This window comes from Pseudomonas sp. TMW22091, assembly GCF_022496705.1.
Lineage (GTDB): Bacteria > Pseudomonadota > Gammaproteobacteria > Pseudomonadales > Pseudomonadaceae > Aquipseudomonas > Aquipseudomonas saxonica.
Window position 1 is genome coordinate 102,186 of record NZ_SCFI01000014.1, and the last position, 25,207, is coordinate 127,392.

Below are 25,207 nucleotides of genomic sequence, written 5' to 3' on the forward strand. Positions count from 1 at the left end.
GTAAACCCATTCAGCCTGGGTGTTTCAGGTCCACGGTGTTCATCACGTTTGCGACGATTGCATCGTCGAACGCAGCCTCGCACGACTCGTCAGCTCCTACGGGGACTGACGTTCTCCCCGCGTGCACTGGAATAGCGCTCGCGCCTTAGCGACTTTTGTCAGAGACGAGTTTCAACAAAACAGCATGCTTCTGTCGTCTCAGACGGAACAGTCCGACATACAAGAGTTTTGTATTCTCATCTAATTCCTCCCTGTCAGCCATGACGGGGGATTCGAGTACCGCATTCCCTCACAGCCATTACATTGAGGGAAATGGATGCCCACCTTCTGCCTGCTTTCTTGCCGTCACTCCTCTTTTTTTAGGCGCCCGATCAAAGCTGCTTACGGGCATTCGTCATGATATCCGCAGGCCACTGGATACTGGCGGCCAGCCTGTTGCTGCAAGGCTGTGTCGAGTCGCGGCCGACGATGTTGGGGGCTTCGATTTCTGGGGTTAACCACACTTCAGCCGCCATCAATCATTTCAGCGTAAACGGCGGCGGAGGCCCGAACCTAGGCCCCTATGGCGGTGGCCCGCGTAGCCAGATGTGCTGTGCGATGTTGCCGGTGCAATGGCGCGAAGGGCTGACGGTGGTGGTGGAGTGGGAGAAGGATCCGTCGCCTTACGATTACGCCTCTTTGTCAGAACCTCTGTTTTCAGATGCTTGGACCGCGCGAATGAAGGAACTGAGTGAGAAAGACACCCGTCACCGCGCCGTTGTTGAAGTAGCGCCTTACAAGCAACTGGGGCTGGTCACCGTGCATTTCTTGCCATGCGATCAGGTCAAGGTTTCTGCCAGCCCGACCTATGAAGGTCTCAGTGGGCACCCCTATAACTTTCCCCGCCGAATGGAAGTGCCCAGCACATGCCCGACACCATGATTTGCCGCGTATATCTGCTGCTGGCGGCCAGCCTGTTGCTGCAAGGCTGTGTCGAGTCGCAGCCGACGATGTTGGGGGCTTCGATTTCTGGGGTTAACCACACTTCGGCCGCCATCAATCATTTCAGCGTAAACGGCGGTGGCGGACCGAATATCGGCCCCTTCGGCGGTGGCCCGCGTAGCCAGATGTGCTGTGCGATGTTGCCAGTGCAATGGCGCGAAGGGCTGACGGTGGTGGTGGAGTGGGAGAAGGATCCGTCGCCTTACGATTACGCCTCTTTGTCAGAGCCCTTATTTACTGATGCTTGGCGTGTACGAATGAAGGAAATGAGGAAGAAAAACACTCGCCATCGAGCCGTTGTTGAAGTAGCGCCTTACAAACAACTGGGGCTGGTCACCGTGCATTTCTTGCCATGCGATCAGGTCAAGGTTTCTGCCAGCCCGACCTATGAAGGTCTCAGGGATCACCCCTATAACTTTCCCCGCCGAATGGAAGTGCCCAGCACATGTCCGACTCCTTAAACACGCTCCATAAACGCCCGCCAGCGGAACCTCTGGCGATGACCCCGGAATTCCCCTTAAAGGGGTTGTTACCTTCGCATCCTCAGCAGGTGGCCGATAACGGCATCGCGCAGCGCAAAGTGGAACGTCAGATCGCGATTGAAACCGAGCGGGCTGCGCGGGCTGCACGCCGGTTTTATGTTGGTCCGCCGTGTATGGATGTGCTGAACATTACGCTGTGCTTTGACGGCACCAATAACCATGAGCCGTCAGATAAATTGAGTAAGCCACCCACGACCAGCAATGTGGCGCGTTTATTTCACGCCAGCCTGGGTGATATGGAAGGTCAGCCCCCAACCCCTGTCAGCGATGAGGCTTTCTTTCGCTATTACATCCCCGGGGTCGGGACTGAGTTCAAGGAAATTCATGAGTTCGGGCCGAGTGATTCGGGGCTGAGCATGGCCACCGGAGGCGAAAATCGTATTAACTGGGGGCTGACCCGGCTGCTGGATGTATTGAAGGTCGCTTGTAATGAAGGACCTCTTCTCCCCAAAGCTGCCTACGCACTTATCCAGAAAATGGGCACGTCTGTGGGCATGGATGCCTTGGGGGCTTCACTTGTCAGCGACGGTTATGCTCGCCGCAAGGCAGTTCTTGAAGCGCCGATTCGCGAGTTGCAACAAAAGGTCGAATTGCAGAACCGCCTGAAAACCGCCCCGCTGATCAAGGCCATGCGCCTGTACGTGTACGGCTTTTCTCGTGGTGCTGCCGAAGCGCGGGCGTTTGCCAATTGGCTGGAGGCGTTGACCAAGGTCGAGGTCGAGGGTGAAACCTGCTACCTGTTTGCCGGGTTGCCCATCAGCATTGCCTTTATGGGGCTGTTCGATACGGTGGCGTCAGTGGGGGTGGCGTATCTGGCGCCGTTTGCCAGCGGGCATATGGGCTGGGCTGACGACTCGCTGCGGCTGTCGGATTCGGAAGTGTTTCTGGAGCGCTGCGTGCATCTGGTTTCGGCCCATGAGCAGCGCGCCTGTTTCCCACTGGATTCGATACGGCGCAAAGCGCGACCTGACGATCCGCTGTGCCCCTCGACCTACCGCAATGGCACCATTGAATACCTGTACCCAGGCATGCACTCGGATGTGGGCGGCGGCTATCCGCCGGGGGATCAGGGCAAATCACGGGAGGGCAGTCAGGACGTTTTGTCGCAAATCGCCTTGCACCATATGTTCAGTGAAGCCTACAAAGTAGGTGCGCCGTTGCAGGCCCCCAGAGAGGCGCTTCACGCTGACCAACGGGAGCGCAGCCCTTGGTTGATCATGGAGGATGAAACCCTGGAGTCCTACGACGTTTCCGAAACCCTCATCCAACATTTCAACACCTGGCGCAACACCTTGATTCCCGGCCCGCTGGAAACCGCCATGGAACATCAGGCCGGGCTGATCACCGGTTGGCGCATCCACCGTTACGCCAGTTACTGGTTCGAGGATTCAGCCGCTTTCTCTCACGTCTCCGGTAAGTACCCTGGGGAAAGCCCCGACATGACCGCTAAAGAGCGCGAGGCATTCGAGGCGTTGCACGGGATGCAGCTGGCAGAAGATCAGGCCGCTCGCTCCGGCCAGCCGTTACCCGAATGGTCGGACAGCGAGCGCGAAGAGCGTGTGGAGCATGAGAAGACCAAGCTGGCCTTCGAACAGCGCATCGGTGCGTCTACCCCCACGGCCATCAACACCGCCAAAGTTTTTGAGCCCTCGCTGGACCATACCCAGCTGAGGGCCGCCATGAACGAATTCCGCATTGATTACCTGGCCGAATGGCAGTTGCCGGAAAAATCCGAGATGTTCAGTTTGGGCCGGTTCGTCAATATGGCCGCCGGCGGGCTGGTGTATCTGACCAACGAAGAGGACGAAGCCCAGCAGTACAATGACCTGCGCAGGGCGGGTTATTGGTCCTACTTCCGGCTGTTCACCGAGGACCATCAGCCGCTCAATGATGAGGCCAGGCAAGTGCTGACGCTGTTCGATGACTATGTGCACGATTCCCGCGCCTGGTTTATGCATTCGTCGCTGGGCGAGCGTGAACCGTTCAGCGACTATTTTCGTTACCGCACGATTTTCTTCGACGACGAGAGCAACAAGGCGCTGTCGTTGCTGGCCCGGGCCGGGCAGGTGGTGGGGGTTGCCGTCGCTATCGCCAGTGTGGGTTTGAGCATCAAGCGGCGTGACCCGCGTTATCTGGTCGGGCTGTTGATGCCTTCATTGGGGCTGCCGGTGTTTCGCGGCAAAGTCGGGGCGCCTGAATTCAGCGCCATCGACACCCTGACCGGCATAGCCTTGCCGATGCTGGAAGACACCCAGAGCGTTCGCGCCTTTACTCAGGAGACGGGCAGCAAGCTGAAACTGCTGGATTCACTGCCTTTACCGCCAGCCCTCGACGAAACCACCGCGACCACCCCAGCCCTGCAAGAAGTGTTAGCCGCCGCGCTTGCTGCGGCGGCCGTGCGAAAAGCCGAAGAAGAGGCGGCGTACCAGGCCAGTCTTACACCGGAAGATAAACGCCGCTTGCTGGAAGCCGAGGAGCTTGAGGAGCGAAAACGCCTGTGGATCGAGCAGGCCAAAGCGGCGACAGCCGCCGCTCGCCTTAGCGGTTAAACCGCTCCACCAGCGAATACTGAGTGTTCACGGTTTGGGTCAGTTCTTCGCTCAGTTTCGCTGAATGCTGAGCTTGCTCAGAGGTTTGGTCAGCCAGGTCGGCGATGGTACTGATGTTGCGGCTGATTTCTTCAGCCACGGCACTTTGTTCCTCGGTGGCCGCGGCAATCTGGGTCGTCATGTCGGTGATGTTCGCCACCGCTTCACTGATGCCCACCAGCGCTTGATCCGCTTCCATCACCCGCGCCACGCCTTCCTGTGCCTGACGATGGCCGGCGTCCATGGTTTGCACGGCGGTTGAGGCGGTTTGTTGCAGCTTGGCAATCAGGCTGTGAATCTGTCCGGTCGAGGTGCTGGTGCGTTGCGCCAGTTGGCGGACTTCATCGGCGACCACGGCAAAACCGCGACCCATTTCGCCAGCCCGGGCCGCCTCAATGGCCGCGTTCAAGGCCAGCAGGTTGGTCTGGTCAGCAATGCCTTTGATCACATCAACTACGCCGCCTATTTCGTCACTGTCCTTGGCCAGTTGCGTCACCGTGGCTCCGGTTTCACCGACAACGACAGACAGGCGTTCAATGGCTTCGCGGGTTTCACCGGCAATGTCACGGCCCCGGCTGGTCAGACGATTGGCCTCTTGGGTCGCGTCAGCCGTGCGCTGTACATGGCTGGCAACTTCCTGAGTGGTCGCGGCCATTTGGTTGACCGCCGTGGCCACTTGCTCTGTTTCAACACGCTGGCGCTCCAGCCCCAGTGAGCTTTTGTGCGCCAGAGAATCCGATAGCCGGGCTTGCTCACTCAAGTGCTCGGCGGTGTCTTGCAGGCGGGTGAGGCAGGTTTTGAGACGAGCTTCCTGGCTCAGGATGGACATTTCCAGGCGCGCTTGCGGGCCACGACTGTCGGTGTACATCTGGGCAATCAGCGGGTCGGAGGTCGTTTGCTCGGCCAGTCGCAGCAAACGCTTGATGCCGCGTTGTTGCCAGCTTAGGCCCAGCAACCCCAGTGGAATCGAGAGGAGGGCGGCCAAGGCAAACCCCCAGCTGGAATTAAGCAGAACACCAATCATGAAGCTCAACTGGCTAACCAGAATAAACGGCAGCCAGTCCTGCAACACCGGTAACCACTGGTCACGGCGCGGTACGGCCGGTTTGCCGCGGTTCAACCTGGAGTAAAGGCCTTCTGCGCGCAGAATTTGTTCGGCCGTCGGCTTGATGCGCACCGACTCATAGCCCACCACACGCTCGTTCTCAAACACCGGCGTCACGTACGCATTGACCCAGTAATGGTCGCCATTGCGGCAGCGGTTCTTGACGATACCCATCCACGGCTGCCCCTTTTTCAGGGTGCTCCACATGTGTTCGAACACCGCAGAAGGCACATCGGGATGGCGCACCAGGTTGTGCGGTGCCCCGATCAGCTCGTCACGAGAAAACCCGCTGATCTCCATGAAGGCGTCGTTACAGTAATTGATAACGCCTCTGGCATCAGTCGTGGAAATCAACCGTTGTTGCGCGGGGAACGTCCGTTCGCGCTGGGTGATGGGCTGGTTGTTACGCATGTCATGTCAATCCGCAAGGCTTTGACAGGGTGTCGGCGGACCTGAGGATTTGTTTAATTTAAATCCTGACGTCTACCCATCTTTAATGAGCAACGGATATAAACCCATAAAAACCGAGCGGGATGGTGTGCGGCGCTTCATCGCAGTGGCGCACCCAACCGATCGCTGCCCTCGTTCCTCGTCGGCGGCAAGAGCCGCAGGAGACCTAAGCCAGCATGGGGTAGGTGAAAAACACGAAGTGCAGCAGGTTCAGGCCAAAGTGCGTGGCAATCGCTGCACCTAGCCCACCGAATCGATAGGCCAGGCCATAACCCAGCCCGGCAATACCCGCCAGTAACACCCACTGCCAGCCTGCAGCCATATGGGCAAGACCGAACAGCACCGAGGCTATCACCAGTGCCAACGTCCGACCATAAGGCAAGCCCTTGAACCAGCGGCTCAGGCCGCCCTGTATGTAGCCTCGAAACAGTGCTTCTTCGACTACGGTGACCAGCAACAGGTTATTGAGCATCCATATCCAGCCGGATGCTGGCCATTTTGGCGCCCAGGCAATCATGCCCAGCATCATTGCCCCGCCCAGTGCGGCAAGGGCCACAAGCGCCAGCGCCATCAGCGTGGCTCTCAACGTCACCCGCCAGGCAAAGCGCGGGGCGATCCAGGGGCATACCAGCAGCAGCCAAAAACCTATCAAAGGCTTGTCGAGATTGAGGTACATCGAAAAAGGCACGGCATCGGCGGTGATGCGTTCCGGAGCGATGGCGCGACCATTATTGAAACCGGGCAACCCGTGCAGGGCTAAGGCAACGGCCAGCAAAATAAACACGGCATGGGCGGTGTAGCGCAACCATTGAGGGCGCGACGGGTAGGCCGCCATACCGGTCAGGACCAGCGCCAGCAGTGGGGCAATGGCTTGAACGCCCAGTTGACCATAGCTCAGGGCCAGGCAGTAGCCGAGGGTTAGAAGGGCCAGATAGGGCCAGGGCAAAACGGGCATGTCATTCCTTGTTGGCGGCATAAAAAAGCCCCGAAACAGGTTCGGGGCTGGCCAGTATAACGATCTATCGACAAAGAAATGACTGGCAGAATGTGTAGGACGACGCCTCTTAAGAGGCAATCAGCTGGCGCAACACGTAATGCAAAATCCCACCTGCCTTGAAGTATTCAATCTCATTGAGGGTGTCGATCCGACAGAGTACCTCGACTTTTTCCTGTTGACCGTTCTCCCGGGTGATAACCAGCGTCAGGTTCATGCGAGGCTGCAACGAGGTGTTGGTCAAACCGAGAATATCCAGTGTTTCCTTGCCGGTAAGGTTCAGGCTTTTGCGGTTCTGATCGAGCTTGAACTGCAAGGGAAGCACGCCCATGCCCACTAGATTGGAGCGGTGAATACGCTCAAAACTTTCGGCAATGACGGCTTTTACTCCCAACAGGTTGGTGCCTTTAGCGGCCCAGTCGCGGCTGGAACCCGTGCCGTATTCCTGTCCGGCAATCACCACCAGAGGCGTGCCCGCCGCCTGATAGCGCATGGCCGCATCGTAAATCGACATTTTTTCGCCAGTGGGGATGTAAATCGTGTTGCCGCCTTCTTCACCGCCGAGCATTTCGTTACGAATACGGATATTGGCAAAGGTGCCGCGCATCATCACTTCGTGATTACCACGCCGCGAGCCATAGGAGTTGAAGTCCCGGGGTTCCACGCCTTTTTCGCGCAGATAGCGACCCGCCGGGCTGTCCGCCTTGATATTGCCCGCAGGGGAGATGTGGTCGGTGGTCACGGAATCCCCCAGCAACGCCAACACCCGGGCACCTTTGACGTCGCTGATCACCGGTAATGGCCCGCTGATGTCATCAAAGAACGGTGGGTGCTGGATATAGGTGGAATCCGCTTGCCACACATAGGTCGCGGCTTTTGGCACTTCAATGGCCTGCCACTGTTCATCACCGGCAAACACCTCGGCGTATTCCTTGTGGAACATGTCGGTAGTCACTTGTGAGACGGCGTCGGCGATTTCTTTTTGGCTGGGCCAGATGTCCCGCAGGTACACCGGCTTACCGTCTGAACCCACACCCAGCGGTTCCCGGCTGATATCAATGCGCACGGTCCCCGCGAGGGCGTAGGCGACTACCAAGGGCGGCGAGGCCAGCCAGTTGGTTTTCACCAAGGGGTGAACACGGCCTTCAAAGTTGCGGTTGCCCGACAGCACTGAGGCCACAGTCAGGTCGGACTGGGTGATGGCTTTTTCAATCGGTTCTGGCAACGGCCCGGAGTTACCGATGCAGGTGGTGCAGCCGTAGCCGACCAAGGCAAAGCCCAACTGGTCAAGGTACTGAGTGAGGCCCGCTGCTTTGTAGTAGTCGGTCACCACTTTGGAGCCCGGCGCCAGCGAGGTTTTCACCCAAGGCTGACTTTTTAGGCCTTTTTCGACTGCTTTTTTCGCCACCAACCCGGCAGCCATCATCACGCTGGGGTTGGAGGTGTTGGTGCATGAGGTGATGGCAGCGATGACCACGGCGCCGTTTTTCAGGCGGTAAGTCTGACCGTTGTAGCTGTACTCCGCTTCGCCGATCAGGTCGGCATTGCCCACGGCGACGCCACCACCGCCCTCGCTTTCAAGCCGGCCTTCTTCTTTACTGACGGGTTTGAATTGCAGGCCCACGAAGTCATCAAACGCTTTCGCGACGTCGGGCAATGCCACGCGGTCTTGCGGGCGTTTGGGGCCTGCGAGGCTGGCTTCCACGGTGCCCATGTCGAGCGCCAGTGTGTCCGTAAAGACGGGTTCCTGACCCGGTTCGCGCCACAGACCCTGAGCCTTGCAATACGCTTCGACCAGTTTGACAGTGGCGTGCGGGCGCCCGGACAGCCGCAGGTAATCCAGCGTGATGTCATCCACCGGGAAGAAACCACAGGTGGCGCCGTATTCGGGGGCCATATTGGCCAGTGTCGCGCGGTCGGCCAGCGGCAGCTCAGCCAGCCCGTCACCATAAAACTCGACAAACTTGCCGACAACGCCCTTGCTGCGCAGCATTTGGGTGACGGTGAGCACCAGGTCGGTGGCCGTAATGCCTTCCTTGAGTTTGCCGCTGAGCTTGAAGCCGATGACTTCCGGGATCAACATCGACACCGGTTGGCCGAGCATCGCTGCCTCGGCTTCAATCCCGCCGACGCCCCAGCCCAGCACACCGAGGCCATTGATCATGGTGGTGTGGGAGTCGGTGCCGACCAGGGTGTCGGGGAACGCGTAGGTGCGACCGTCTTCTTCTTTGGTCCAGACGGTGCGGCCCAGGTACTCCAGATTCACCTGGTGGCAAATACCGGTGCCGGGTGGTACGACGCTGAAATTATCGAACGCATCCTGACCCCAGCGTAAAAACGCGTACCGTTCGCCGTTACGTTGCATTTCAATGTCAACGTTTTGCTCAAAGGCGTTGGCGCTGGCGAAGGTGTCGACCATGACCGAATGATCGATCACCAGGTCGACCGGAGACAGCGGGTTGATGCGTTGCGGGTCGCCGCCAGCCTTGGCCATCGCTGCGCGCATGGCCGCCAAGTCGACGACCGCGGGCACGCCGGTAAAATCCTGCATCAATACGCGTGCCGGGCGGTACTGGATTTCCCGATCGCTGCGCCGCTCTTTGAGCCAGGCGGCCAGCGCCTTGAGGTCAGGTTCGGTAACGGTCTTGCCGTCCTCCCAGCGCAGCAGGTTTTCCAGCAATACTTTGAGTGACATCGGCAGCTTGCTCAAATCCCCCAGAGTCTTGGCGGCATGGGGCAGGCTGAAATAGTGATAAGTCTTGTCGTCGACTTTTAAGGTGCAAAGGGTGTTCAGGCTATCAAGGGAGGACATGAAATGACTCCTGTAGTACACGGGTAGAGCTTCTAACCTAGCCCTGAAAAGGTGCTCTGGCTAATAACTGGACTGTCTATAGGGGTTCGAGGTTCCGAAGTCGGCTATCATGCCGGCCTTTTCGTGACAGTCCTTGCGCCAAATCAAGGATGCGCAGCTGGCCAATCCCTGCCAGTTGCCCAGGAGTAATTCAATGAACACCGTTTTTATGCACTGCCGGCCGGGTTTTGAAGGTGAAGTTTGTTCGGAGATTGCCGAACATGCCGCCCGTCTCAATGTGGCCGGTTATGCCAAGGCCAAACCAAGCACTGCCTGTGCCGAGTTTGTGTGTACCGAAGAGGGCGGCGCCCAGCGCTTGATGCGTGGCCTGCGTTTTGCCGACCTGATCTTTCCGCGTCAATGGGCGCGGGGTGGTTTTATCGAGCTGCCGGAAACTGACCGTATTAGCGTCATTCTTGAACACATGGCCGACTTCCCGGTATGCGGCAGTCTGTGGCTGGAAATGGTCGACACCAATGATGGCAAAGAGCTTTCTAACTTCTGCAAGAAGTTTGATGCGCACCTGCGCAAAGCGCTTATCAACGCAGGCAAGTTGGTGGAAGACGACGCCGATAAACCCCGTCTGTTGCTGACCTTCAAAAGTGGCCGTGAAGTGTTTTTGGGGCTAGCAGAGTCGAACAATTCGGCAATGTGGCCCATGGGTATCCCGCGCCTGAAGTTCCCGCGTGAAGCGCCGAGCCGTTCAACCCTGAAACTGGAAGAAGCCTGGCACCACTTTATCCCCCGTGATCAATGGGATGAGCGCCTGCACAGCGACATGACCGGCGTCGACCTTGGCGCAGCACCGGGTGGCTGGACGTGGCAACTGGTCAATCGCGGCATGATCGTCACTGCCATCGACAATGGGCCAATGGCCGAAAGCCTGATGGACACGGGGCTGGTGCAGCACTTGATGGCGGACGGCTTTACCTTCAAGCCCAAGCAACCTGTGGACTGGATGGTCTGCGATATTGTCGAAAAGCCGGCCCGTAACGCGGCCATGCTTGAAGAGTGGATTGGCGAGGGGCATTGCCGCGAAGCGGTGGTCAACCTCAAGTTGCCGATGAAACAGCGCTACGCCGAAGTGCGTCGTTTGCTGGATCGAATTGCCGATGGCTTCAAGGCACGCGGTATTCAAGTCGAAATTGGCTGTAAGCAGCTGTATCACGACCGTGAAGAAGTCACCTGCCATTTGCGTCGACTGGACGTGAAAAAACCTAAATCTCGTTGATTCAGGAGTTACTGATGAGTTTTGCCGATTTGCCGGTTGACGGCACCCTTGATGCCACCGGCCTGAATTGCCCCGAGCCGGTGATGATGTTGCATCAGCACATCCGTGATCTGGTGCCCGGTGGCCTGTTGAAAGTGATCGCGACCGATCCATCAACCCGCCGCGACATCCCCAAGTTTTGTGTGTTCCTGGACCACGAACTGGTCGGGCAACAAGAGGAGGCGGGCACCTATCTGTACTGGATTCGCAAAAAGACTGATTGACGCGCGCCACACACTGGGTGGCGTTGGCTCAGTCGTCTTTTTTCATCAGCCCCGCCAATGCGGCAAACGGGTTATGAGTGGCTTTGGCGATTTTAGGGCTGCTGGTGGAGCTGTCTGAAAAGTACTGCTGGTCGGTGTAGCGCGAGTGCTCATTGTCATGGCAGTACAAGCACAGCAGCTCCCAGTTGGAGCCGTCCTGCGGGTTGTTGTCATGGTTGTGATCGCGGTGGTGAACGGTCAGCTCACTCAGGCGTTTACCCGCAAATTCACGGGCGCAACGGCCGCACACGTGGGGGTACATTTTCAGCGCTTTGTCGCGATAGCCCATCTCGCGGTCACGCTGGGCATCCGCCAGGATGCGATCCAGTTTGGCGGTATGGGACGGTGGGTTAGCCGAACTCATGGGTTCACCTTTAAGACAAATGACGGTCAGGTCGTGTGAAGTTTAGCTGTTGATCAGCCTTTGATTTTTTCAGCAATCCAGATGGTATGACGCGTGCCCTTGTTGCCGTGGGCAAACACTTGAACTTCTTCGGCCTTGAAGCCGGCTTTGCGCAGTTTGTCAGAAAACTGTTTGTCGGCACTGGCCGACCATACGGCCAGCACGCCTTTAGGTCGCAAGGCTTTGGCGCAAGCGCTCAAGCCACCCGCGGAGTACAACCAGCTATTGGCCTTTTGGGTCAGCCCCTCGGGGCCATTGTCGACATCAAGCATGATTGCATCAAAGCCATTGGGTTCAGCCTGCAACACCTTGGCCACGTCTTCCATGCGAATCACCGTACGCGGGTCCTGCAACGGGTTGCCCGATTTCTCGCCCAGCGGGCCACGGTTCCACTCGACGACGCCCGGAACCAGCTCTGCGACCACCACTTCTGCGGTTTTACCCAGATGTTTTAGCGCCGAAGCCAGCGTGAAACCCATGCCCAGGCCGCCAATCAGCACCCGCGATTGCGCACGGCCGGCGACTTTACGGCAAGGAATCTCGGCCAGTGCATCTTCGGAGCCGTGCATGCGGGTGTTCATAAGCTGGCCGCCGTCACCGCCCTGAATTTTGATCACGAAGTCTTCGCCGTACTCGAACAGGCACAAGGCACCGCCATTTTCCGGGATAGGGGTGGTGTCGAGCAAAACAAAACGTTTCATGGGTATCTCATAGAAGGGGACAAAATCATCGAGTTACGAGTAGCCTGAGGGCCTGACGAGCCGGTCTGGCAACGGAGTGATTGATGAAACGCACTATTCTAACGGTCATTGGGTACAGCGCGCTCCTGATAAGTGCGGCTCATGCCGCTGAGCTGACGCCAGTGCCTGTGGTGCCGGTATCACCCGCGCCGGGTTCACCAGGCACAGCCACGCCCACGCCGTATCCGCAAATCACCCCCCGTGCGGTATCCAGGCCGCCTGCCAATGGCAGCCTGCTGCCATTGCCCCCGATCAACTTGCCGCAGCCGCCCAAAGACCAGCCGCTGCCGGGCCTTGACGTCAAAGAGCCCAAAGCCAGCCTCAAGACTGATTAAGACGCTTTACCTGTAGCCGCTGACGAGCTCCGCGAGGCTGCGTTCGGCGGCGCAGCCGTCGTGAAACCTTTCAATCCCAGGCTTCAGGCTCATCGCTGGTGCGGGGTTCAGATACCCCGCAGGCATTAAGCTTGCGACGATTGCATCGTCGAGCGCAGCCTCGCATGACTCGACAGCTGCTACGAAATGCTTGTTCCGTCGCCTGGCCAACGATACGTCTGGCCCATCAGATGTTCAGCACTTTAAACACAAATGCATACTCCAGGGCCACGTCACGCAGGCCCTGATAGCGCCCACTCATGCCACCATGGCCGGCGTCCAGTTCGGTCTTGAGCAACAGCAGATGATCGTCAGTCTTGGTGGCGCGCAATTTAGCCACCCACTTGGCGGCTTCCCAGTACTGCACGCGGCTGTCGTTATAACCGGCAATCACCAGCATCGCCGGGTAGTCCTGAGCCGTGACGTTCTCATAGGGCGCATACGCCTTGATGCGCGCGTACACCTCTGGTTCTTGCGGGTTGCCCCATTCGTCGTACTCGGTCACCGTCAGCGGCAGGTCGGGATCGAGCATGGTATTGAGCACATCCACAAAGGGCACTTCAGCAATCGCGGCTTTAAACAGTTCCGGGCGCTGATTGAGTACCGCACCTATCAACAAGCCGCCTGCGCTGCCACCGCTGATCACCAACTGGTCGGAGCGCGTCAGGCCAGTATCGATCAGGTGTTCGGCACACGCGATGAAGTCACTGAAGGTGTTGTGCTTGTTTTCCTGTTTGCCTGCGCGATACCAGGCTTCGCCCAACTCGCCGCCACCGCGTACATGGGCAATGGCAAAAGCAACGCCGCGATCAAGCAAGCTCAGGCGGGCGTGGGAAAACCACGGGTCAAGGCTTTCGCCATAGGCGCCGTAGCCATACAGGTAAAGCGGTACAGGCTTGCCCAGTGCTGAGCGTTTGACCACCAGACTGATGGGCACGCGGGTGCCATCAGGGGCGGTGGCCCACAAGCGCTGGCTGACGTAGTCGTCGGCATCGAAAGGCCCCAGCACCGGGGTTTCCTTGAGCACGCTTTGCTCGCCGGTCGCCAGCGTCAGTTGGCGAACTTGAGCCGGTCGGTTCAGTGACTCGTAGCGAAGACGGATAGAGGGGCTGTCAAATTCCAGGCTGTCTTGTACATACAGGCTGTAGGCGGCATCGGGCAGTTGCACGCGATAGGGCGTCAGGCCCTCAGGGCGGATTTCGATGATCGGCAGGCCACCTTCGCGCAAACTCAGGCAAAGGGCATGGGCGTTGAGGCTCATCCCCTCCAGCATGACTTGATCGTTATGCGCGATCAGTAACTGCCAGTCTTTGCGGGCAGGGACATCGCCCGGCGCGTAATACAAGGCGAAGTTGATGCCGTCCTGATTGGTGCGAATAAACCAGGCCCATTGCCCTTCGTACAAGCCGTGGTCAACGCTGTAGTCGTGCCCCTCAACCCGAGGTGCCAGACAGTTGAACGACTGTTGCGGGTGATCGGCATCCAGTACCCAGCTCTCACTGGTGGTCTTGCTGTTGAGCAATAGAATCAAATGGCGCTCGGAACTGGAGCGGTAGCAGTGCAGGAAAAAACGTCCGTCCGGCTCATGAAAGACCTCGTTTGCCGAAACTTCACCCAGCGTGTGGCGATACAGCTTGTGTGGACGGTGCGTGTCGTCCAGCTCGGCAAAAAACAGCGTCTGGCTGTCATTGGCCCACGTCATGCTGCCATCGCAGTCTTCAAACGGCAGTTCGGTCACAGTGCCGTTGCTCAGCTCTTTGACGAACAGGCGGTAGGTCTCTTCGCCACTGGTGTCCAGGCTGTAAGCCAGGCGCTGGTGATCGGGGCTGATGCTGAAAGCGCCCAACGAAATGAAGCCACCCTCGGCCAAGGCGTTGGGGTCGAGCAGCAATTGCTCGGCGCTTTCGTCGACCTGCTGGCTATCATCAGCCGGGCGTGGGCAGCGGAAATGGCGGGCGTACTCATCACCCGCCACCGTGCGCGTGTAATACAGGTACGGCCCCCAAGGGGAGGGCAGTGACAAATCAGTCTCGCGAATACGGCCCTTGATCTCTTGAAACAGCGTCTCACGCAATTCAGCCTGATCGGCCAGCTGCGCTTCCTGATAGCTGTTTTCCGCTTTCAAGTAGTCCAGGACCTCTTCGCTATCGCGATTTTGTAACCATGAGTAGGGGTCAGAACCCTCCACCCTGTGTGCGATAGGTGCGCTGTTTGCGTAGGCTGATTCGGTCATTGAGCGTTCTCGAAGATTTGAATGAAAAGAAGGGAGGTTGAAGGCGGGGCAGCCGCACTGTCTAAAAGCCGTTATCATAGCGCTTCATTGCCTGCCGACCATGGATACCATGACCGAGAACGACTATCTGATCGCCTGGGGCCTTTACGCCTTTGCCGCTTTAGGCTGCCTGCTGGTGTGGTGCCGCCTGACCCGATTCATGTGGCGCTGGTTACGTGAGCCGTTGCGTGTCTTGATGGCCGTGCTGCTGTTCAGCCCGACCATCATCGACCCGGTCAAAGAAAAATTTGCCCCTGCCGTGGCGATCACCGCACTGGATCTGGCCTTCAAAGTGGGCAACAACGCCTGGCGTGCCGTATCAGACCTGCTGATGTACACGCTGTTCGCGTTTGTGCTGTATGCCGTGTTTGTGCTGATCCGCTGGCCCATCGAGCGTGCCAGTAAGGCGCGTCAGGCAAAAATCGCTGCCGCTGAAAAATCACAGGGCGGTGATCCTGAAGATGACCAGCCTTTCGGCTCGGCAGGCGATGACCGTTATGGTCGTCGCGTCCCGCCCCGTGCGGCTGCCCCTTCACGTGTAGAGCCGCGGTTGTAACCCTTTTACGTTGGGCTTGAATGCGAGAGTACGAGCGTGTGTGAATTATTGGGCATGAGCGCCAATGTCCCGACTGACATTGTGTTCAGTTTTACCGGGCTGATGCAGCGTGGCGGACGAACCGGCCCGCACCGTGATGGCTGGGGCATTGCCTTCTACGAGGGCCGTGGCCTGCGCTTGTTTCAGGACCCTGGGGCCAGCTGCGATTCCGAAGTGGCGTTGCTGGTACAGCGTTACCCGATAAAAAGCGAAGTGGTGATTGGCCACATCCGCCAGGCCAACGTCGGCAAAGTATGCCTGTCCAACACTCATCCGTTTGTCCGGGAACTGTGGGGCCGTAACTGGTGTTTTGCCCACAACGGTCAACTGGCCGATTTTGCCCCGGGCGCGAGTTTTTATCGCCCCATAGGTGATACCGACAGTGAAGCGGCGTTTTGTGAGTTGCTCAACCGGGTACGCGAAGCCTTCCCGGAGCCGGTCGAGGTGGAGCGTATCCTGCCGGTGCTGGTGGCCGCCTGTGCCGAATTTCGCAGCAAAGGGGTGTTCAATTGCCTGCTCAGTGATGGCGACTGGCTATTTTGCTATTGCTCGACCAAGTTGGCGCACATCACCCGTCGCGCGCCGTTTGGCCCGGCACGCTTGAAAGATGTCGATGTCATCGTCGATTTTCAGTCTGAAACCACGCCGGATGATGTCGTCACGGTCATTGCCACCGAACCCTTGACCGAAAACGAAACCTGGACTCGCTACGAGCCCGGCCAATGGAGCCTGTGGCGGCGTGGCGAATGCGTCAGTCAGGGCACAACCGAATAAGGATGGGCGAATATGTGGTTGAGCTACCTGCGGTTGGTGTTGTTCACTTTGGGCTTGTTGATCGGCGTACAAGTGCCGGGGTTCATCAATGACTACGCCAATCGCGTCGAGGCTCACCTTATTGAAGCCCAGACCGGGCTGGCGGGTTTCCAGAACACCGCCAATCAGTTCTTCAAGGGCGACCTGCAAGCCCTGGTGGCGCATTATCAGGCCAGCGACGACCCGGTCTTTCGCAGCGATGCCAACAGCCTGAGCACCTTGCTGGACCGTCAGCACCTGCTCGATGAGCAGTTCCAGGCCATGCAAGGTCCGTGGTACATGCGTGCCCTGCAAGTGGCCTATGCCGCCGACCCGGCTATTCGCGAAGAAACCTACAACACGTACACCTATCAGGTACTGCTTTCGCCGGTGGCTATCGGCTGGGCAATGGCGGGTGCGCTGCTGTTCTCCTTCATTATTGAAGGCTTTGTGCGGCTGGTGGACTGGGTGGTGCTGGGGGGCAAACGTCAGCGCGAACGTATTGCCCGGCGTGAACGCTACAGCTAAGCCGCTGCCTTGGCTTAACATTTAAGCAATCAACTTTTTCTTATGTCCGAGTCCGGCTTTTATTAGTTGGACGAAGGGCCTGTGCCTGTCGAAAAATGCTCGCCACCTACACTACAAAAAAACCACAGGAGCATGACCGTGAGCCGCCTGTTATTGAATTGCGATATTGGTGAGAGTTTCGGTAGCTGGACCATGGGCCTGGATGCCGAGGTGATGCCGTTTATTGATTGCGCCAACATTGCCTGCGGCTTTCATGCGGGTGACCCGGGCATCATGCGCAACACCGTGGCGCTGGCACTGGCGCATAACGTCAAAATCGGTGCCCATCCGGCGTATCAGGATCTGGCCGGGTTTGGTCGACGCTCAATGGCCTATTCGACGCAAGAGCTGCAAGACCTGCTGCACTATCAGATCGGTGCGCTGGACGGCATCTGCCGCGCTCAAGGCACCCGCGTCAGCTACGTCAAACCCCACGGGGCGATGTACAACGACATGATGGCCAACCCCGCGCAATTGCGAGCGGTGGTGCAAGCCGTGGCCGCCTACGATGGCAACTTGCCGCTGATGCTGATGGCCACACGGGACAACAGTGCAGCCCAAGCCATTGGCGATGAGTTCGGCGTGACCTTGTGGTTCGAAGCCTTTGCTGACCGTGCGTATGACAGTGCTGGCCGGCTTGTATCACGGCAACTGCCAGGTGCGGTGCATCACGATCCCGACGTTATCGTGCAACAGGCGCTGACCCTGGCAGCGGGCAAGCCGTTGCAAAGCAACGACGGCAGCGCCTTGTATTTACACGCCAATACCTTGTGTGTGCATGGCGACAACGCCAGTTCAGTGAACGCCGTACAGCGTATCCGTGAAGCCCTGAACCTGCAGGCTCAGGCATGAAGGTGCGTATCGAAGTGGTGGCCATCGACGCCCTGATGGTGCGTTTGTTCGATGACATTGCCGAAACCAATATGCCGTGGATGCTCGCCGCCAGCGAACAACTGCGCATTTGTTTTGCTGAGCACCTGACGGATCTGGTGCCGTCCTACACCACCTTGATGGTGCACTACGACGGGCTGGCGCTGACCCCGGCGCAAGCGCGTGAGCGGATTGCCCAAGCGCTGACAGACCTGCGCCCGCACACTCAAAACAGTGGGCAGCGTCATCTGCTACCGGTGTGGTATGACCTGAGCGTTGGCCCTGAGCTGGCCTTGTTAGCCCAACGCACGGGTGGATCGGTCAGTGAGGTCATTCGTCGTCATAGCGAGCATGAATATCAAGTGTTCGCGTTGGGTTTTGCCCCCGGTTTTGCCTTTATGGGGTTGGTCGAAGAAGCATTGGCCGCGCCCCGTCTAAATACACCGCGTAAACGGGTGGCCAAGGGCAGCGTTGGCATTGCGCAGCGTCAGACGGCGGCTTACCCGGCGCAGTCGCCGGGAGGCTGGAACTTGATCGGCCGCACCCCGAGTGCCTTGTTTGACCGGGATCGTGAGGGTTACAGCCTCCTGCGACCCGGCGATACCGTGCAGTTCGTGGCTGTTTCTCATGCAGAATTCATCCGCCTGGGCGGCGACGATACCCCTCAGGAGGCCTTGGCATGAGCCGTTTATTGATTCAGGCCAGCAACCCGTTGTGCCAATTGCAGGACGCGGGGCGGTTTGGTGTCCGCCATCTGGGGGTGACGCAGGGCGGCGCGGCAGACTGGTTATCAATGGCCAGGGCCAATGGTCTGCTGGGTAACACGCCTGGGGCTGCAGTGATTGAAATCACCCTGGGCGGATTGACCGTGGTGGCCCAGGACGATTGCACACTGGCACTGGCGGGCGCCGATTTAGCGGCGGCAATAGACGGGCAACCGCTGAAACCCTGGCGCAGTTTTTCGATGAGCAAAGGCCAAACCCTGACCTTTACCCAGCCATTGACCGGGGCGAGGGCTTACCTGGCTGCGCCAGCCGGGTTTGCGGCGCCGCAGGTCTTGGGCAGCTGCGCAACGGTGGTGCGTGAACAGTTGGGTGGGCCGGACGGGTTGGGTCGAGCGCTGCTGGCCGGTGATGAGCTGAGCTACAACGGGGTGGCTGCGCCTTTGCGTGAGTTGGAAGTGCCAATGCAGCCTGTGTTCAGCGCCAATCCACGGCTTGACCTGGTCATGGGGGCGCAACTCGGTGCTTTCAGTGGCCAAAGTACCTTTGATGCGTTCAATCGCCCGTGGACGCTGGACAGTCGGGCAGACCGCATGGGCATTCGCTTGCTGGGACCTGCGTTGGTGTATCAGGGCGCGCCGATGATTTCGGAAGGCATCCCGTTAGGGGCGATTCAAGTACCGCCGGATGGCCAGCCGATTGTGTTGCTCAATGATCGCCAGACCATTGGCGGTTACCCGAGGCTGGGGGCTTTGACCCCGCTGGCGTTGGCGCGGCTGGCGCAGTGTTTGCCGGGAGAGCAGGTGTACTTGCGGCCTGTTACGCAGGAGGCGGCGCAGCGTCAGCATGTGGATTTTTTGCGGCAGTTTGAAAGCCCCTCACCCTAACCCTCTCCCGGAGGGAGAGGGGACTGATTTGTGTGATCCTGGTGCCGCGTGCGGACAGTTCCCTCTCCCTCTGGGAGAGGGCTAGGGTGAGGGTCGCCAGCCCCCACGCTCATTTCGCCAAAAACCGCATGCCTTCTTCCAGCCCGTCGAGCGTCAACGGGTACATGCGGTCTTCAATCAGATCCCTGACAATCCCTGTCGAAGCGGTGTAATGCCAGGTGTCTTTGGGATACGGATTGATCCAGATGAGCTTTTTGTATTTCTCCATAAAGCGCTGCATCCACTTGTAACCCGGCTCTTCATTCCAGTGTTCTACACTGCCCCCCGCATGGGTGATTTCATAAGGCCCCATGGACGCATCGCCGATGAAAATCACCTTGTAGTCAGCCCCATAGGTATTGAGCAGATCCTGGGTAGAAATACGCTCAATCTGTCGGCGCTGGTTGTTCTTCCACACCGATTCATAAATGAAGTTATGAAAGTAGTAATACTCCAAGTGCTTGAACTCGGTTTTGCAGGCCGAAAACAGTTCTTCGCAAATCTTCACGTGCGAATCCATCGAGCCGCCAATATCAAACAGCAACAACAGTTTGATGTTGTTGCGACGCTCGGGACGCATCTGAATATTCAGCAAGCCACCATCGCGTGCGGTGTGGTCGATGGTGCCATCAATATCAAACTCTTCGGCTGCGCCCTGACGCGCAAACTTGCGCAAGCGTCGTAGCGCCACCTTGATATTGCGTGTACCCAATTCAACCTGATCGTCGAGGTTCTTGTACTCGCGTTGCTCCCATACCTTGGCCGCCTTGCCCTGACGCAGGCCGGCATCACCCACGCGAATGCCTTCAGGGTGGTAACCGCCCGAGCCAAATGGGCTGGTGCCGCCGGTGCCGATCCATTTGTTGCCACCGGCATGGCGTTCCTTTTGCTCTTCAAGGCGCTGCTTGAAGGCTTCGATCAGCTTGTCCAGCCCACCCAGCGACTGGAGTTGAGCGCGATCCTCATCGCTTAATGAACGCTCGAACTCCTTGCGCAGCCAGTCTTCTGGGATCAACGCTTCAAGATGCTCATTGAGGTTTTGCAAACCGTTGAAATACGCACCAAACGCACGGTCGAACTTGTCGAAATGGCGCTCGTCCTTCACCAGAATCGTGCGCGCCAGATAATAAAACTCATCCATGTCGGCGAAGGTCACACGGTTTTTCAATGCGTTGATCAAGTCCAACAGTTCGCGCACTGAAACCGGCACTTTGGCCGCCCGCATTTCATTGAACAGATTAAGCAACATGCTTATCGCCTTCTCGAAAAATCAGCGATTGCCGCGACGGCTCATAAAGGCCAGACGTTCAAGCAACTGCACGTCCTGCTCGTTTTTCACCAGAGCACCCGCCAGTGGTGGAATGGCTTTGGTGGGGTCACGTTCGCGCAATACCGCTTCGCCGATATTGTCGGCCATCAGCAGTTTCAACCAGTCCACCAGCTCGGAAGTTGAAGGTTTTTTCTTGAGGCCAGGCACTTTGCGCACATCGAAGAACACGTCCAGCGCTTCACTGACCAAGTCTTTTTTGATGTTTGGAAAGTGCACATCAACAATTTTCTGCAGCGTGACGCGATCCGGAAAGTTGATGTAATGGAAGAAACAGCGGCGCAGAAAAGCGTCCGGCAATTCCTTTTCATTGTTCGACGTAATGATGATGATCGGACGGACTTTGGCCTTGATGGTTTCGTCAGTCTCGTAAACGTAGAACTCCATCTTGTCGAGTTCTTGCAGCAGGTCGTTCGGGAATTCAATGTCGGCCTTGTCGATTTCATCGATCAGCAAAATCACCCGCTCATCAGCTTCGAAAGCCTCCCAGAGCTTGCCTTTCTTCAGGTAATTACGCACATCGTGGACTTTATCGACGCCCAGTTGTGAATCACGCAGGCGGCTTACCGCGTCGTACTCATACAAGCCTTGATGCGCTTTGGTGGTGGACTTGATGTGCCAGGTGATCAACTTGCAGCCAAAGGATTCGGCCAATTGTTCGGCCAGCATGGTTTTGCCGGTGCCCGGCTCACCCTTGACCAGCAATGGGCGTTCAAGGGTAATGGCCGCGTTGACCGCCAGTTTCAGGTCGTCGGTGGCGACATAGGCGCGGGTGCCTTCAAACTTCATCGATAAATCCTCAAGCCATGGCCCGTGGCCTGCGAGGGCAGGGCGGGAGAAAAAGTATGTCCGACTATAACGCGACCCGCCGCAGGCTGGGAACGTAAGCGCTTTATTCAGATTGTGAATGGATCGTCACGAACTGACTCACTCTGACTTGGGCGCGGGTTGTTCATAGCGGGCATTGAATGCCTGGACAAACCCATTGCGCAAAATCTGCAAGAACGCCTGAAACCCACTGATGTCCTGGCGATGCACACTGCCGCTCAGTTCGACCCGAGTCGCGAACTGGTTTTTAGGCTGGTTTTTCAGCACCGTCTCGGTGCCGCCCACCACGGCCTCCCAGATAGAACGAAAGAACCCTTTGTCTTTGTTCTCGACATCCTGCTGCCAGTTGAACACTTCCACGTTGCGTAACAGCGGTTTGATATAGCCCTTTAAACGCCCTTTATCGGCTTGAGCTTCAATCACCAAGTCGCCATTGCCGGCATTAAAGTCAAATTTGCCGTAGGCCGAAGCGAAGCTGTTAAAGCGTTTTAATTCAATATTCGTGGCGCGCAGGCGAAACTCAAAGTTTTCAAAGTTGCTCAGCGGGTCGAAGGTCGCGCTGACTTCCATGGGGGCCTGTCCCAGTAACAGGGCTTTGCCCTCCAGGCGCGCATCGCGCTTGCCTTCGACGTCCACCACGTTGGTTAAATTGAACACGCTGGCATTAATGTCAGTGGCGCTCAGGTTAACGGGCGGTTTGGAATTGAAGTTGCGAAAGGTGACTTGCCCGTCTTGGATGCGCACCTCGTTGAGGGTGATGGGCAGTAATTTGCGTAATTGTTCGCGCCAGTCGGTGCCTTCACCCGTTTGCGTGGCAGATTTATTGACGCCGCCATCGACAAAATTAATGTGCGGCCTGACAAACACGGCCTCGGCGACCACTGCGCGGTCGTACCAGAGTGAGTGCCAACTGACCGCCAGCTCAAGCGTCGGAATTTGGACGAAAGGCACGGGAACCTTGCCTGACACCTTGACGATTTCCAGGTCATTGATCCGATAGGCACCGCGCCACAAGGCTAGATCCACGTCATGGACATGCCCGCTATAGTCACCCATATGCGCCAGTTTGTCGTTCAAGTAGTTGCGCACCACATAGGGCAGGGCGATGTGAGCCACCACCAGCAGTACCACCAACACACCTACCGTACACAATGGCCATCTGTATCGCGCTTTCATGATCTTGCCTCCCTCAGTACAAAATGGACTGCACTGCGCGCCAGACGTTCGCATGACTGGACGCCTGAGAACACGAAGCCTACCCTGAGGCCTTTCCAGAAGGTGCATAAGGATCCCGTCATGAGCCGCATTTTTGCAGATAACGCCCAATCCATCGGAAACACGCCTTTAGTCCAGATCAACAGCATCGCGCCCCGTGGCGTGACCATCCTGGCCAAGATAGAAGGGCGCAACCCCGGCTATTCGGTGAAATGCCGCATTGGCGCCAATATGATCTGGGACGCAGAAAGCCGGGGTGTGCTCAAGCCGGGTATGACCATCATTGAACCGACGTCGGGTAACACGGGCATTGGCCTGGCCTTTGTCGCGGCGGCGCGCGGTTACAAGTTGATGCTGACCATGCCGTCATCGATGAGCCTTGAGCGACGCAAAGTGCTCAAGGCGTTAGGAGCTGAACTGGTACTGACCGAGCCGGCCAAAGGCATGAAAGGGGCGATCGACAAGGCGGCTGAAATTCAGGCCACTGACCCGGACAACTTCTTTATGCCCCAACAGTTCGAAAACCCTGCCAACCCGGCCATTCACGAAAAGACCACCGGCCCGGAAATCTGGAACGACACCGACGGCAGCGTGGACGTGCTGGTATCGGGCGTGGGCACGGGTGGCACCATCACTGGCATTTCGCGCTACATCAAACACACCCAGGGCAAGCCGATTTTGTCAGTCGCGGTAGAACCCATTACCTCGCCGGTTATTACCCAGGCGCTGGCGGGAGAAGAAATCAAACCGTCGCCGCACAAAATCCAGGGCATTGGTGCCGGTTTCGTACCGAAAAACCTCGACCTGTCGATTGTCGACAAAGTGGAACTGGTCAGCGATGACGAATCCAAAGCGATGGCCCTGCGCCTGATGCATGAAGAAGGCATTCTGTGCGGCATCTCGTGCGGAGCGGCGATGGCCGCAGCGGTGCGCCTGGCCGAGACCCCGGAAATGCAAGGCAAGACTATTGTTGTGATCCTCCCTGACTCGGGTGAGCGCTACCTGTCGAGCTTCCTGTTTAGCGACATCTTCAGCGAGCAAGAATTGCATCAGTAAATCGATGCCTGGTAGCCGCTGCAACAGCGGCTACCCTTATTGCCTGACTCAAATCAAACAGCGTCCCCTTACGCTTATGCATAATTAATCGTTTATTACCTGTTCCTTAACACTGAATGATGGAAGACGCGGGTTTTGTCCTACGCCGGTAATGTTTATCATGACCGGCTGCCACGCTGCGTGACCGACCCGCTGCAGGTTGCCTATTTTCGAGGAGTTGTTGCATGACCTTATCCTTCGCCATCAAGGCAGGGCTGATACTGCTGTTTGTTGCCAGCATCCTATACGTGCATTTGCGCGGTAAAGCGCGTTTGCCCGTGCTGCGTCAGTTCGTCAACCACTCCGCGTTCTTTGCGCCGTACAACGCCTTGATGTACCTGTTTTCTGCTGTGCCGTCCAAGCCTTACCTGGACCGCAGCAAGTTCCCCGAGCTGGATGTGCTCAAGAGCAACTGGCAGGTCATTCGTGAAGAAGCCATGCACCTGTTCGACGAAGGCTACATTCGCGCAGCGGAAAAGAACAACGACGCTGGATTCGGTTCGTTCTTCAAAAAAGGCTGGAAGCGTTTTTACCTCAAGTGGTACGACAAGGCGCTGCCATCGGCCGAATTGCTGTGCCCTAAAACAGTTGAACTGGTCAACAGCATCCCGAACGTCAAGGGAGCGATGTTTGCCCTGTTACCGGGTGGCAGCCACCTCAACCCACACCGCGACCCGTTTGCTGGTTCGTTGCGTTACCACCTTGGGCTGACCACGCCCAACTCCGATGCGTGCCGCATCTTTGTTGACGGAGAAGAATACAGCTGGCGCGATGGCGAAGACGTCATGTTCGATGAGACCTACGTTCACTGGGTCAAAAACGAAACCGACATTACCCGCGTCATCCTGTTCTGTGACATTGAGCGGCCCTTGACCAGCCGCCTGATGACCCGCATCAACCGCTGGGTCAGTGCCCAACTGGGCAAAGCGACTGCACCGCAAAACACCGACGATGAGCGTGTAGGCGGCATCAACAAAGCCTATGCCTGGAGCAAAACCTTCAGTGACCGGTTCAGTGGTGTGGTTAAACAGTGGAAGCGCCGTCATCCCAAGCTATACCGAGTAGCCCGCCCGGTATTGGCGGTTATCGTGCTGGTGCTATTGGTGCGTTGGTTGTTTGGATAATTAACAGCAACTGCTGTTGCTGTTGCTGTTGCTGTTGCTGTTGCTGTTGCTGTTGCTGTTGCTGTTGCTGTTGCTGTTGCTGTTGCCGTAGATCTTGATCTTGATCTTGATCTTGATCTTGATCTTGATCTTGATCTTGATCTGGCTTTTGATCTTGATCTGCCGCCCCGTCGGGAGGCCGAGTGTAGGTTTCGCGGAGTGGGTCGACCGGCATGGATGCCGGGAGAGCTGCGATCGGGCCAAGGATGGCCCGTCGCAGCGTGCCCACGGAGCGGGACCGGAGTGAGGGACACCTGAGCGAAGCGAGGGCCGT

Annotated in this window: 23 protein-coding genes and 1 pseudogene; 14 read left to right on the forward strand and 10 right to left on the reverse strand. The window is 57.6% G+C overall.

What is annotated here, in order from left to right:
- Positions 1-396: 396 nt before the first annotated feature.
- The 3 genes from EQV93_RS20555 to EQV93_RS20565 are packed head-to-tail and all read left to right on the forward strand — an operon-like array spanning position 397 to position 4,072.
- Positions 397-921: a DUF3304 domain-containing protein gene (locus EQV93_RS20555; protein ID WP_240892340.1), complete on the forward strand. Its 525-nt coding sequence runs from the start codon at positions 397-399 to the stop codon at positions 919-921.
- A complete protein-coding gene (locus tag EQV93_RS20560) occupies positions 906-1,442 on the forward strand; it encodes a DUF3304 domain-containing protein (RefSeq protein ID WP_240892341.1) in 537 nt (178 codons plus the stop codon). The genes EQV93_RS20555 and EQV93_RS20560 overlap by 16 nt, the downstream gene beginning before the upstream one ends.
- Entirely contained in the window at positions 1,427-4,072 is a 2,646-nt protein-coding gene (locus EQV93_RS20565; RefSeq protein ID WP_240892342.1) for a T6SS phospholipase effector Tle1-like catalytic domain-containing protein, read from the forward strand. The genes EQV93_RS20560 and EQV93_RS20565 overlap by 16 nt, the downstream gene beginning before the upstream one ends.
- Here the strand turns inward: EQV93_RS20565 and EQV93_RS20570 are convergent.
- The 3 genes from EQV93_RS20570 to acnA all read right to left on the reverse strand — a co-directional run bounded on the left by EQV93_RS20570 (position 4,062) and on the right by acnA (position 9,472).
- A complete protein-coding gene (locus tag EQV93_RS20570; protein WP_146386465.1) occupies positions 4,062-5,627 on the reverse strand; it encodes a methyl-accepting chemotaxis protein in 1,566 nt (521 codons plus the stop codon). The two genes, EQV93_RS20565 and EQV93_RS20570, sit on opposite strands and share 11 nt — an antisense overlap.
- A 205-nt stretch (positions 5,628-5,832) precedes the next feature.
- Positions 5,833-6,621, reverse strand: coding sequence for a CPBP family intramembrane glutamic endopeptidase (locus tag EQV93_RS20575; RefSeq protein ID WP_240892343.1), 789 nt, complete (start codon positions 6,619-6,621; stop codon positions 5,833-5,835).
- A 109-nt stretch (positions 6,622-6,730) separates the two neighbouring features.
- Positions 6,731-9,472 carry an aconitate hydratase AcnA gene (gene acnA, locus EQV93_RS20580; protein WP_146386469.1) on the reverse strand — a complete coding sequence of 914 codons (2,742 nt, stop codon included), beginning with the start codon at positions 9,470-9,472 and terminating at the stop codon, positions 6,731-6,733.
- Positions 9,473-9,665: 193 nt separating this feature from the next.
- Here acnA and rlmM point away from each other — a divergent pair, with 193 nt between their 5' ends.
- A complete protein-coding gene (gene rlmM, locus EQV93_RS20585; protein ID WP_122784072.1) occupies positions 9,666-10,742 on the forward strand; it encodes a 23S rRNA (cytidine(2498)-2'-O)-methyltransferase RlmM in 1,077 nt (358 codons plus the stop codon).
- Between the two features lie 14 nt (positions 10,743-10,756).
- A complete protein-coding gene (tusA, locus tag EQV93_RS20590) occupies positions 10,757-11,005 on the forward strand; it encodes a sulfurtransferase TusA (protein ID WP_122784073.1) in 249 nt (82 codons plus the stop codon).
- 28 nt (positions 11,006-11,033) lie between these two features.
- Here tusA and EQV93_RS20595 read toward each other — a convergent pair whose 3' ends face one another.
- Together EQV93_RS20595 and EQV93_RS20600 are read right to left on the reverse strand one after the other, a co-directional pair.
- Entirely contained in the window at positions 11,034-11,408 is a 375-nt protein-coding gene (locus EQV93_RS20595; protein WP_122784074.1) for a YajD family HNH nuclease, read from the reverse strand.
- A 53-nt stretch (positions 11,409-11,461) separates the two neighbouring features.
- Entirely contained in the window at positions 11,462-12,148 is a 687-nt protein-coding gene (locus EQV93_RS20600; RefSeq protein WP_122784075.1) for a spermidine synthase, read from the reverse strand.
- Positions 12,149-12,231: 83 nt separating this feature from the next.
- On the opposite strand from EQV93_RS20600, the gene EQV93_RS20605 reads away from it, so the two are divergent.
- Positions 12,232-12,522, forward strand: coding sequence for a hypothetical protein (locus tag EQV93_RS20605; protein ID WP_240892344.1), 291 nt, complete (start codon positions 12,232-12,234; stop codon positions 12,520-12,522).
- A gap of 226 nt (positions 12,523-12,748) precedes the next feature.
- Here EQV93_RS20605 and EQV93_RS20610 read toward each other — a convergent pair whose 3' ends face one another.
- Positions 12,749-14,794 carry a S9 family peptidase gene (locus EQV93_RS20610; RefSeq protein WP_240892345.1) on the reverse strand — a complete coding sequence of 682 codons (2,046 nt, stop codon included), beginning with the start codon at positions 14,792-14,794 and terminating at the stop codon, positions 12,749-12,751.
- Between the two features lie 100 nt (positions 14,795-14,894).
- On the opposite strand from EQV93_RS20610, the gene EQV93_RS20615 reads away from it, so the two are divergent.
- The 6 genes from EQV93_RS20615 to EQV93_RS20640 all read left to right on the forward strand — a co-directional run bounded on the left by EQV93_RS20615 (position 14,895) and on the right by EQV93_RS20640 (position 19,266).
- Positions 14,895-15,389, forward strand: coding sequence for an MFS transporter (locus EQV93_RS20615; RefSeq protein WP_122784078.1), 495 nt, complete (start codon positions 14,895-14,897; stop codon positions 15,387-15,389).
- A gap of 36 nt (positions 15,390-15,425) precedes the next feature.
- The gene (locus EQV93_RS20620; protein ID WP_122784079.1) at positions 15,426-16,202 is read left to right on the forward strand and encodes a class II glutamine amidotransferase; all 777 of its coding nucleotides are present in this window, start codon (positions 15,426-15,428) and stop codon (positions 16,200-16,202) included.
- 12 nt (positions 16,203-16,214) lie between these two features.
- Positions 16,215-16,748, forward strand: a complete 534-nt coding sequence (locus EQV93_RS20625) for a DUF2937 family protein (RefSeq protein ID WP_240892346.1) — start codon at positions 16,215-16,217, stop codon at positions 16,746-16,748.
- A 138-nt stretch (positions 16,749-16,886) separates the two neighbouring features.
- Positions 16,887-17,639 (forward strand): 5-oxoprolinase subunit PxpA, encoded by a 753-nt coding sequence (locus tag EQV93_RS20630; RefSeq protein WP_146386477.1) that lies wholly within the window; start codon positions 16,887-16,889, stop codon positions 17,637-17,639.
- On the forward strand, positions 17,636-18,340 hold the full coding sequence (gene pxpB / locus EQV93_RS20635; RefSeq protein ID WP_240892347.1) for a 5-oxoprolinase subunit PxpB: 705 nt from the start codon (positions 17,636-17,638) through the stop codon (positions 18,338-18,340). The genes EQV93_RS20630 and pxpB overlap by 4 nt, the downstream gene beginning before the upstream one ends.
- Positions 18,337-19,266 (forward strand): biotin-dependent carboxyltransferase family protein, encoded by a 930-nt coding sequence (locus tag EQV93_RS20640; protein ID WP_122784082.1) that lies wholly within the window; start codon positions 18,337-18,339, stop codon positions 19,264-19,266. The genes pxpB and EQV93_RS20640 overlap by 4 nt, the downstream gene beginning before the upstream one ends.
- Positions 19,267-19,375: 109 nt before the next feature.
- Here the strand turns inward: EQV93_RS20640 and EQV93_RS20645 are convergent, their stop codons facing one another.
- The 3 genes from EQV93_RS20645 to EQV93_RS20655 all read right to left on the reverse strand — a co-directional run bounded on the left by EQV93_RS20645 (position 19,376) and on the right by EQV93_RS20655 (position 22,636).
- Complete coding sequence (locus tag EQV93_RS20645; RefSeq protein ID WP_240892348.1) at positions 19,376-20,554, reverse strand: vWA domain-containing protein; 1,179 nt, start codon at positions 20,552-20,554, stop codon at positions 19,376-19,378.
- 21 nt (positions 20,555-20,575) lie between these two features.
- A complete protein-coding gene (locus EQV93_RS20650; RefSeq protein WP_122784084.1) occupies positions 20,576-21,421 on the reverse strand; it encodes an AAA family ATPase in 846 nt (281 codons plus the stop codon).
- 138 nt (positions 21,422-21,559) lie between these two features.
- Positions 21,560-22,636, reverse strand: coding sequence for a DUF748 domain-containing protein (locus EQV93_RS20655; protein ID WP_122784085.1), 1,077 nt, complete (start codon positions 22,634-22,636; stop codon positions 21,560-21,562).
- Between the two features lie 120 nt (positions 22,637-22,756).
- Here EQV93_RS20655 and cysK point away from each other — a divergent pair, with 120 nt between their 5' ends.
- Entirely contained in the window at positions 22,757-23,731 is a 975-nt protein-coding gene (cysK, locus tag EQV93_RS20660) for a cysteine synthase A (RefSeq protein WP_122784086.1), read from the forward strand.
- 224 nt (positions 23,732-23,955) lie between these two features.
- Positions 23,956-24,894 carry an aspartyl/asparaginyl beta-hydroxylase domain-containing protein gene (locus EQV93_RS20665; protein ID WP_240892349.1) on the forward strand — a complete coding sequence of 313 codons (939 nt, stop codon included), beginning with the start codon at positions 23,956-23,958 and terminating at the stop codon, positions 24,892-24,894.
- Here EQV93_RS20665 and EQV93_RS20670 read toward each other — a convergent pair.
- Positions 24,895-25,207: pseudogene (locus EQV93_RS20670) on the reverse strand (hypothetical protein); the annotation flags it as partial.

Coding starts and splice junctions, on each gene's coding strand:
- EQV93_RS20655 (WP_122784085.1), bottom strand. CDS start 22,636: ATGAAAGCGCGATACAGATGGCCATTGTGTACGGTAGGTGTGTTGGTG.
- EQV93_RS20610 (WP_240892345.1), bottom strand. CDS start 14,794: ATGACCGAATCAGCCTACGCAAACAGCGCACCTATCGCACACAGGGTG.
- EQV93_RS20650 (WP_122784084.1), bottom strand. CDS start 21,421: ATGAAGTTTGAAGGCACCCGCGCCTATGTCGCCACCGACGACCTGAAA.
- rlmM (WP_122784072.1), top strand. CDS start 9,666: ATGAACACCGTTTTTATGCACTGCCGGCCGGGTTTTGAAGGTGAAGTT.
- tusA (WP_122784073.1), top strand. CDS start 10,757: ATGAGTTTTGCCGATTTGCCGGTTGACGGCACCCTTGATGCCACCGGC.
- EQV93_RS20560 (WP_240892341.1), top strand. CDS start 906: ATGCCCGACACCATGATTTGCCGCGTATATCTGCTGCTGGCGGCCAGC.
- EQV93_RS20555 (WP_240892340.1), top strand. CDS start 397: ATGATATCCGCAGGCCACTGGATACTGGCGGCCAGCCTGTTGCTGCAA.
- EQV93_RS20600 (WP_122784075.1), bottom strand. CDS start 12,148: ATGAAACGTTTTGTTTTGCTCGACACCACCCCTATCCCGGAAAATGGC.
- EQV93_RS20640 (WP_122784082.1), top strand. CDS start 18,337: ATGAGCCGTTTATTGATTCAGGCCAGCAACCCGTTGTGCCAATTGCAG.
- cysK (WP_122784086.1), top strand. CDS start 22,757: ATGAGCCGCATTTTTGCAGATAACGCCCAATCCATCGGAAACACGCCT.
- EQV93_RS20575 (WP_240892343.1), bottom strand. CDS start 6,621: ATGCCCGTTTTGCCCTGGCCCTATCTGGCCCTTCTAACCCTCGGCTAC.
- EQV93_RS20605 (WP_240892344.1), top strand. CDS start 12,232: ATGAAACGCACTATTCTAACGGTCATTGGGTACAGCGCGCTCCTGATA.
- pxpB (WP_240892347.1), top strand. CDS start 17,636: ATGAAGGTGCGTATCGAAGTGGTGGCCATCGACGCCCTGATGGTGCGT.
- EQV93_RS20625 (WP_240892346.1), top strand. CDS start 16,215: ATGTGGTTGAGCTACCTGCGGTTGGTGTTGTTCACTTTGGGCTTGTTG.
- EQV93_RS20565 (WP_240892342.1), top strand. CDS start 1,427: ATGTCCGACTCCTTAAACACGCTCCATAAACGCCCGCCAGCGGAACCT.
- EQV93_RS20615 (WP_122784078.1), top strand. CDS start 14,895: ATGGATACCATGACCGAGAACGACTATCTGATCGCCTGGGGCCTTTAC.
- EQV93_RS20570 (WP_146386465.1), bottom strand. CDS start 5,627: ATGCGTAACAACCAGCCCATCACCCAGCGCGAACGGACGTTCCCCGCG.
- EQV93_RS20595 (WP_122784074.1), bottom strand. CDS start 11,408: ATGAGTTCGGCTAACCCACCGTCCCATACCGCCAAACTGGATCGCATC.
- acnA (WP_146386469.1), bottom strand. CDS start 9,472: ATGTCCTCCCTTGATAGCCTGAACACCCTTTGCACCTTAAAAGTCGAC.
- EQV93_RS20645 (WP_240892348.1), bottom strand. CDS start 20,554: ATGTTGCTTAATCTGTTCAATGAAATGCGGGCGGCCAAAGTGCCGGTT.
- EQV93_RS20665 (WP_240892349.1), top strand. CDS start 23,956: ATGACCTTATCCTTCGCCATCAAGGCAGGGCTGATACTGCTGTTTGTT.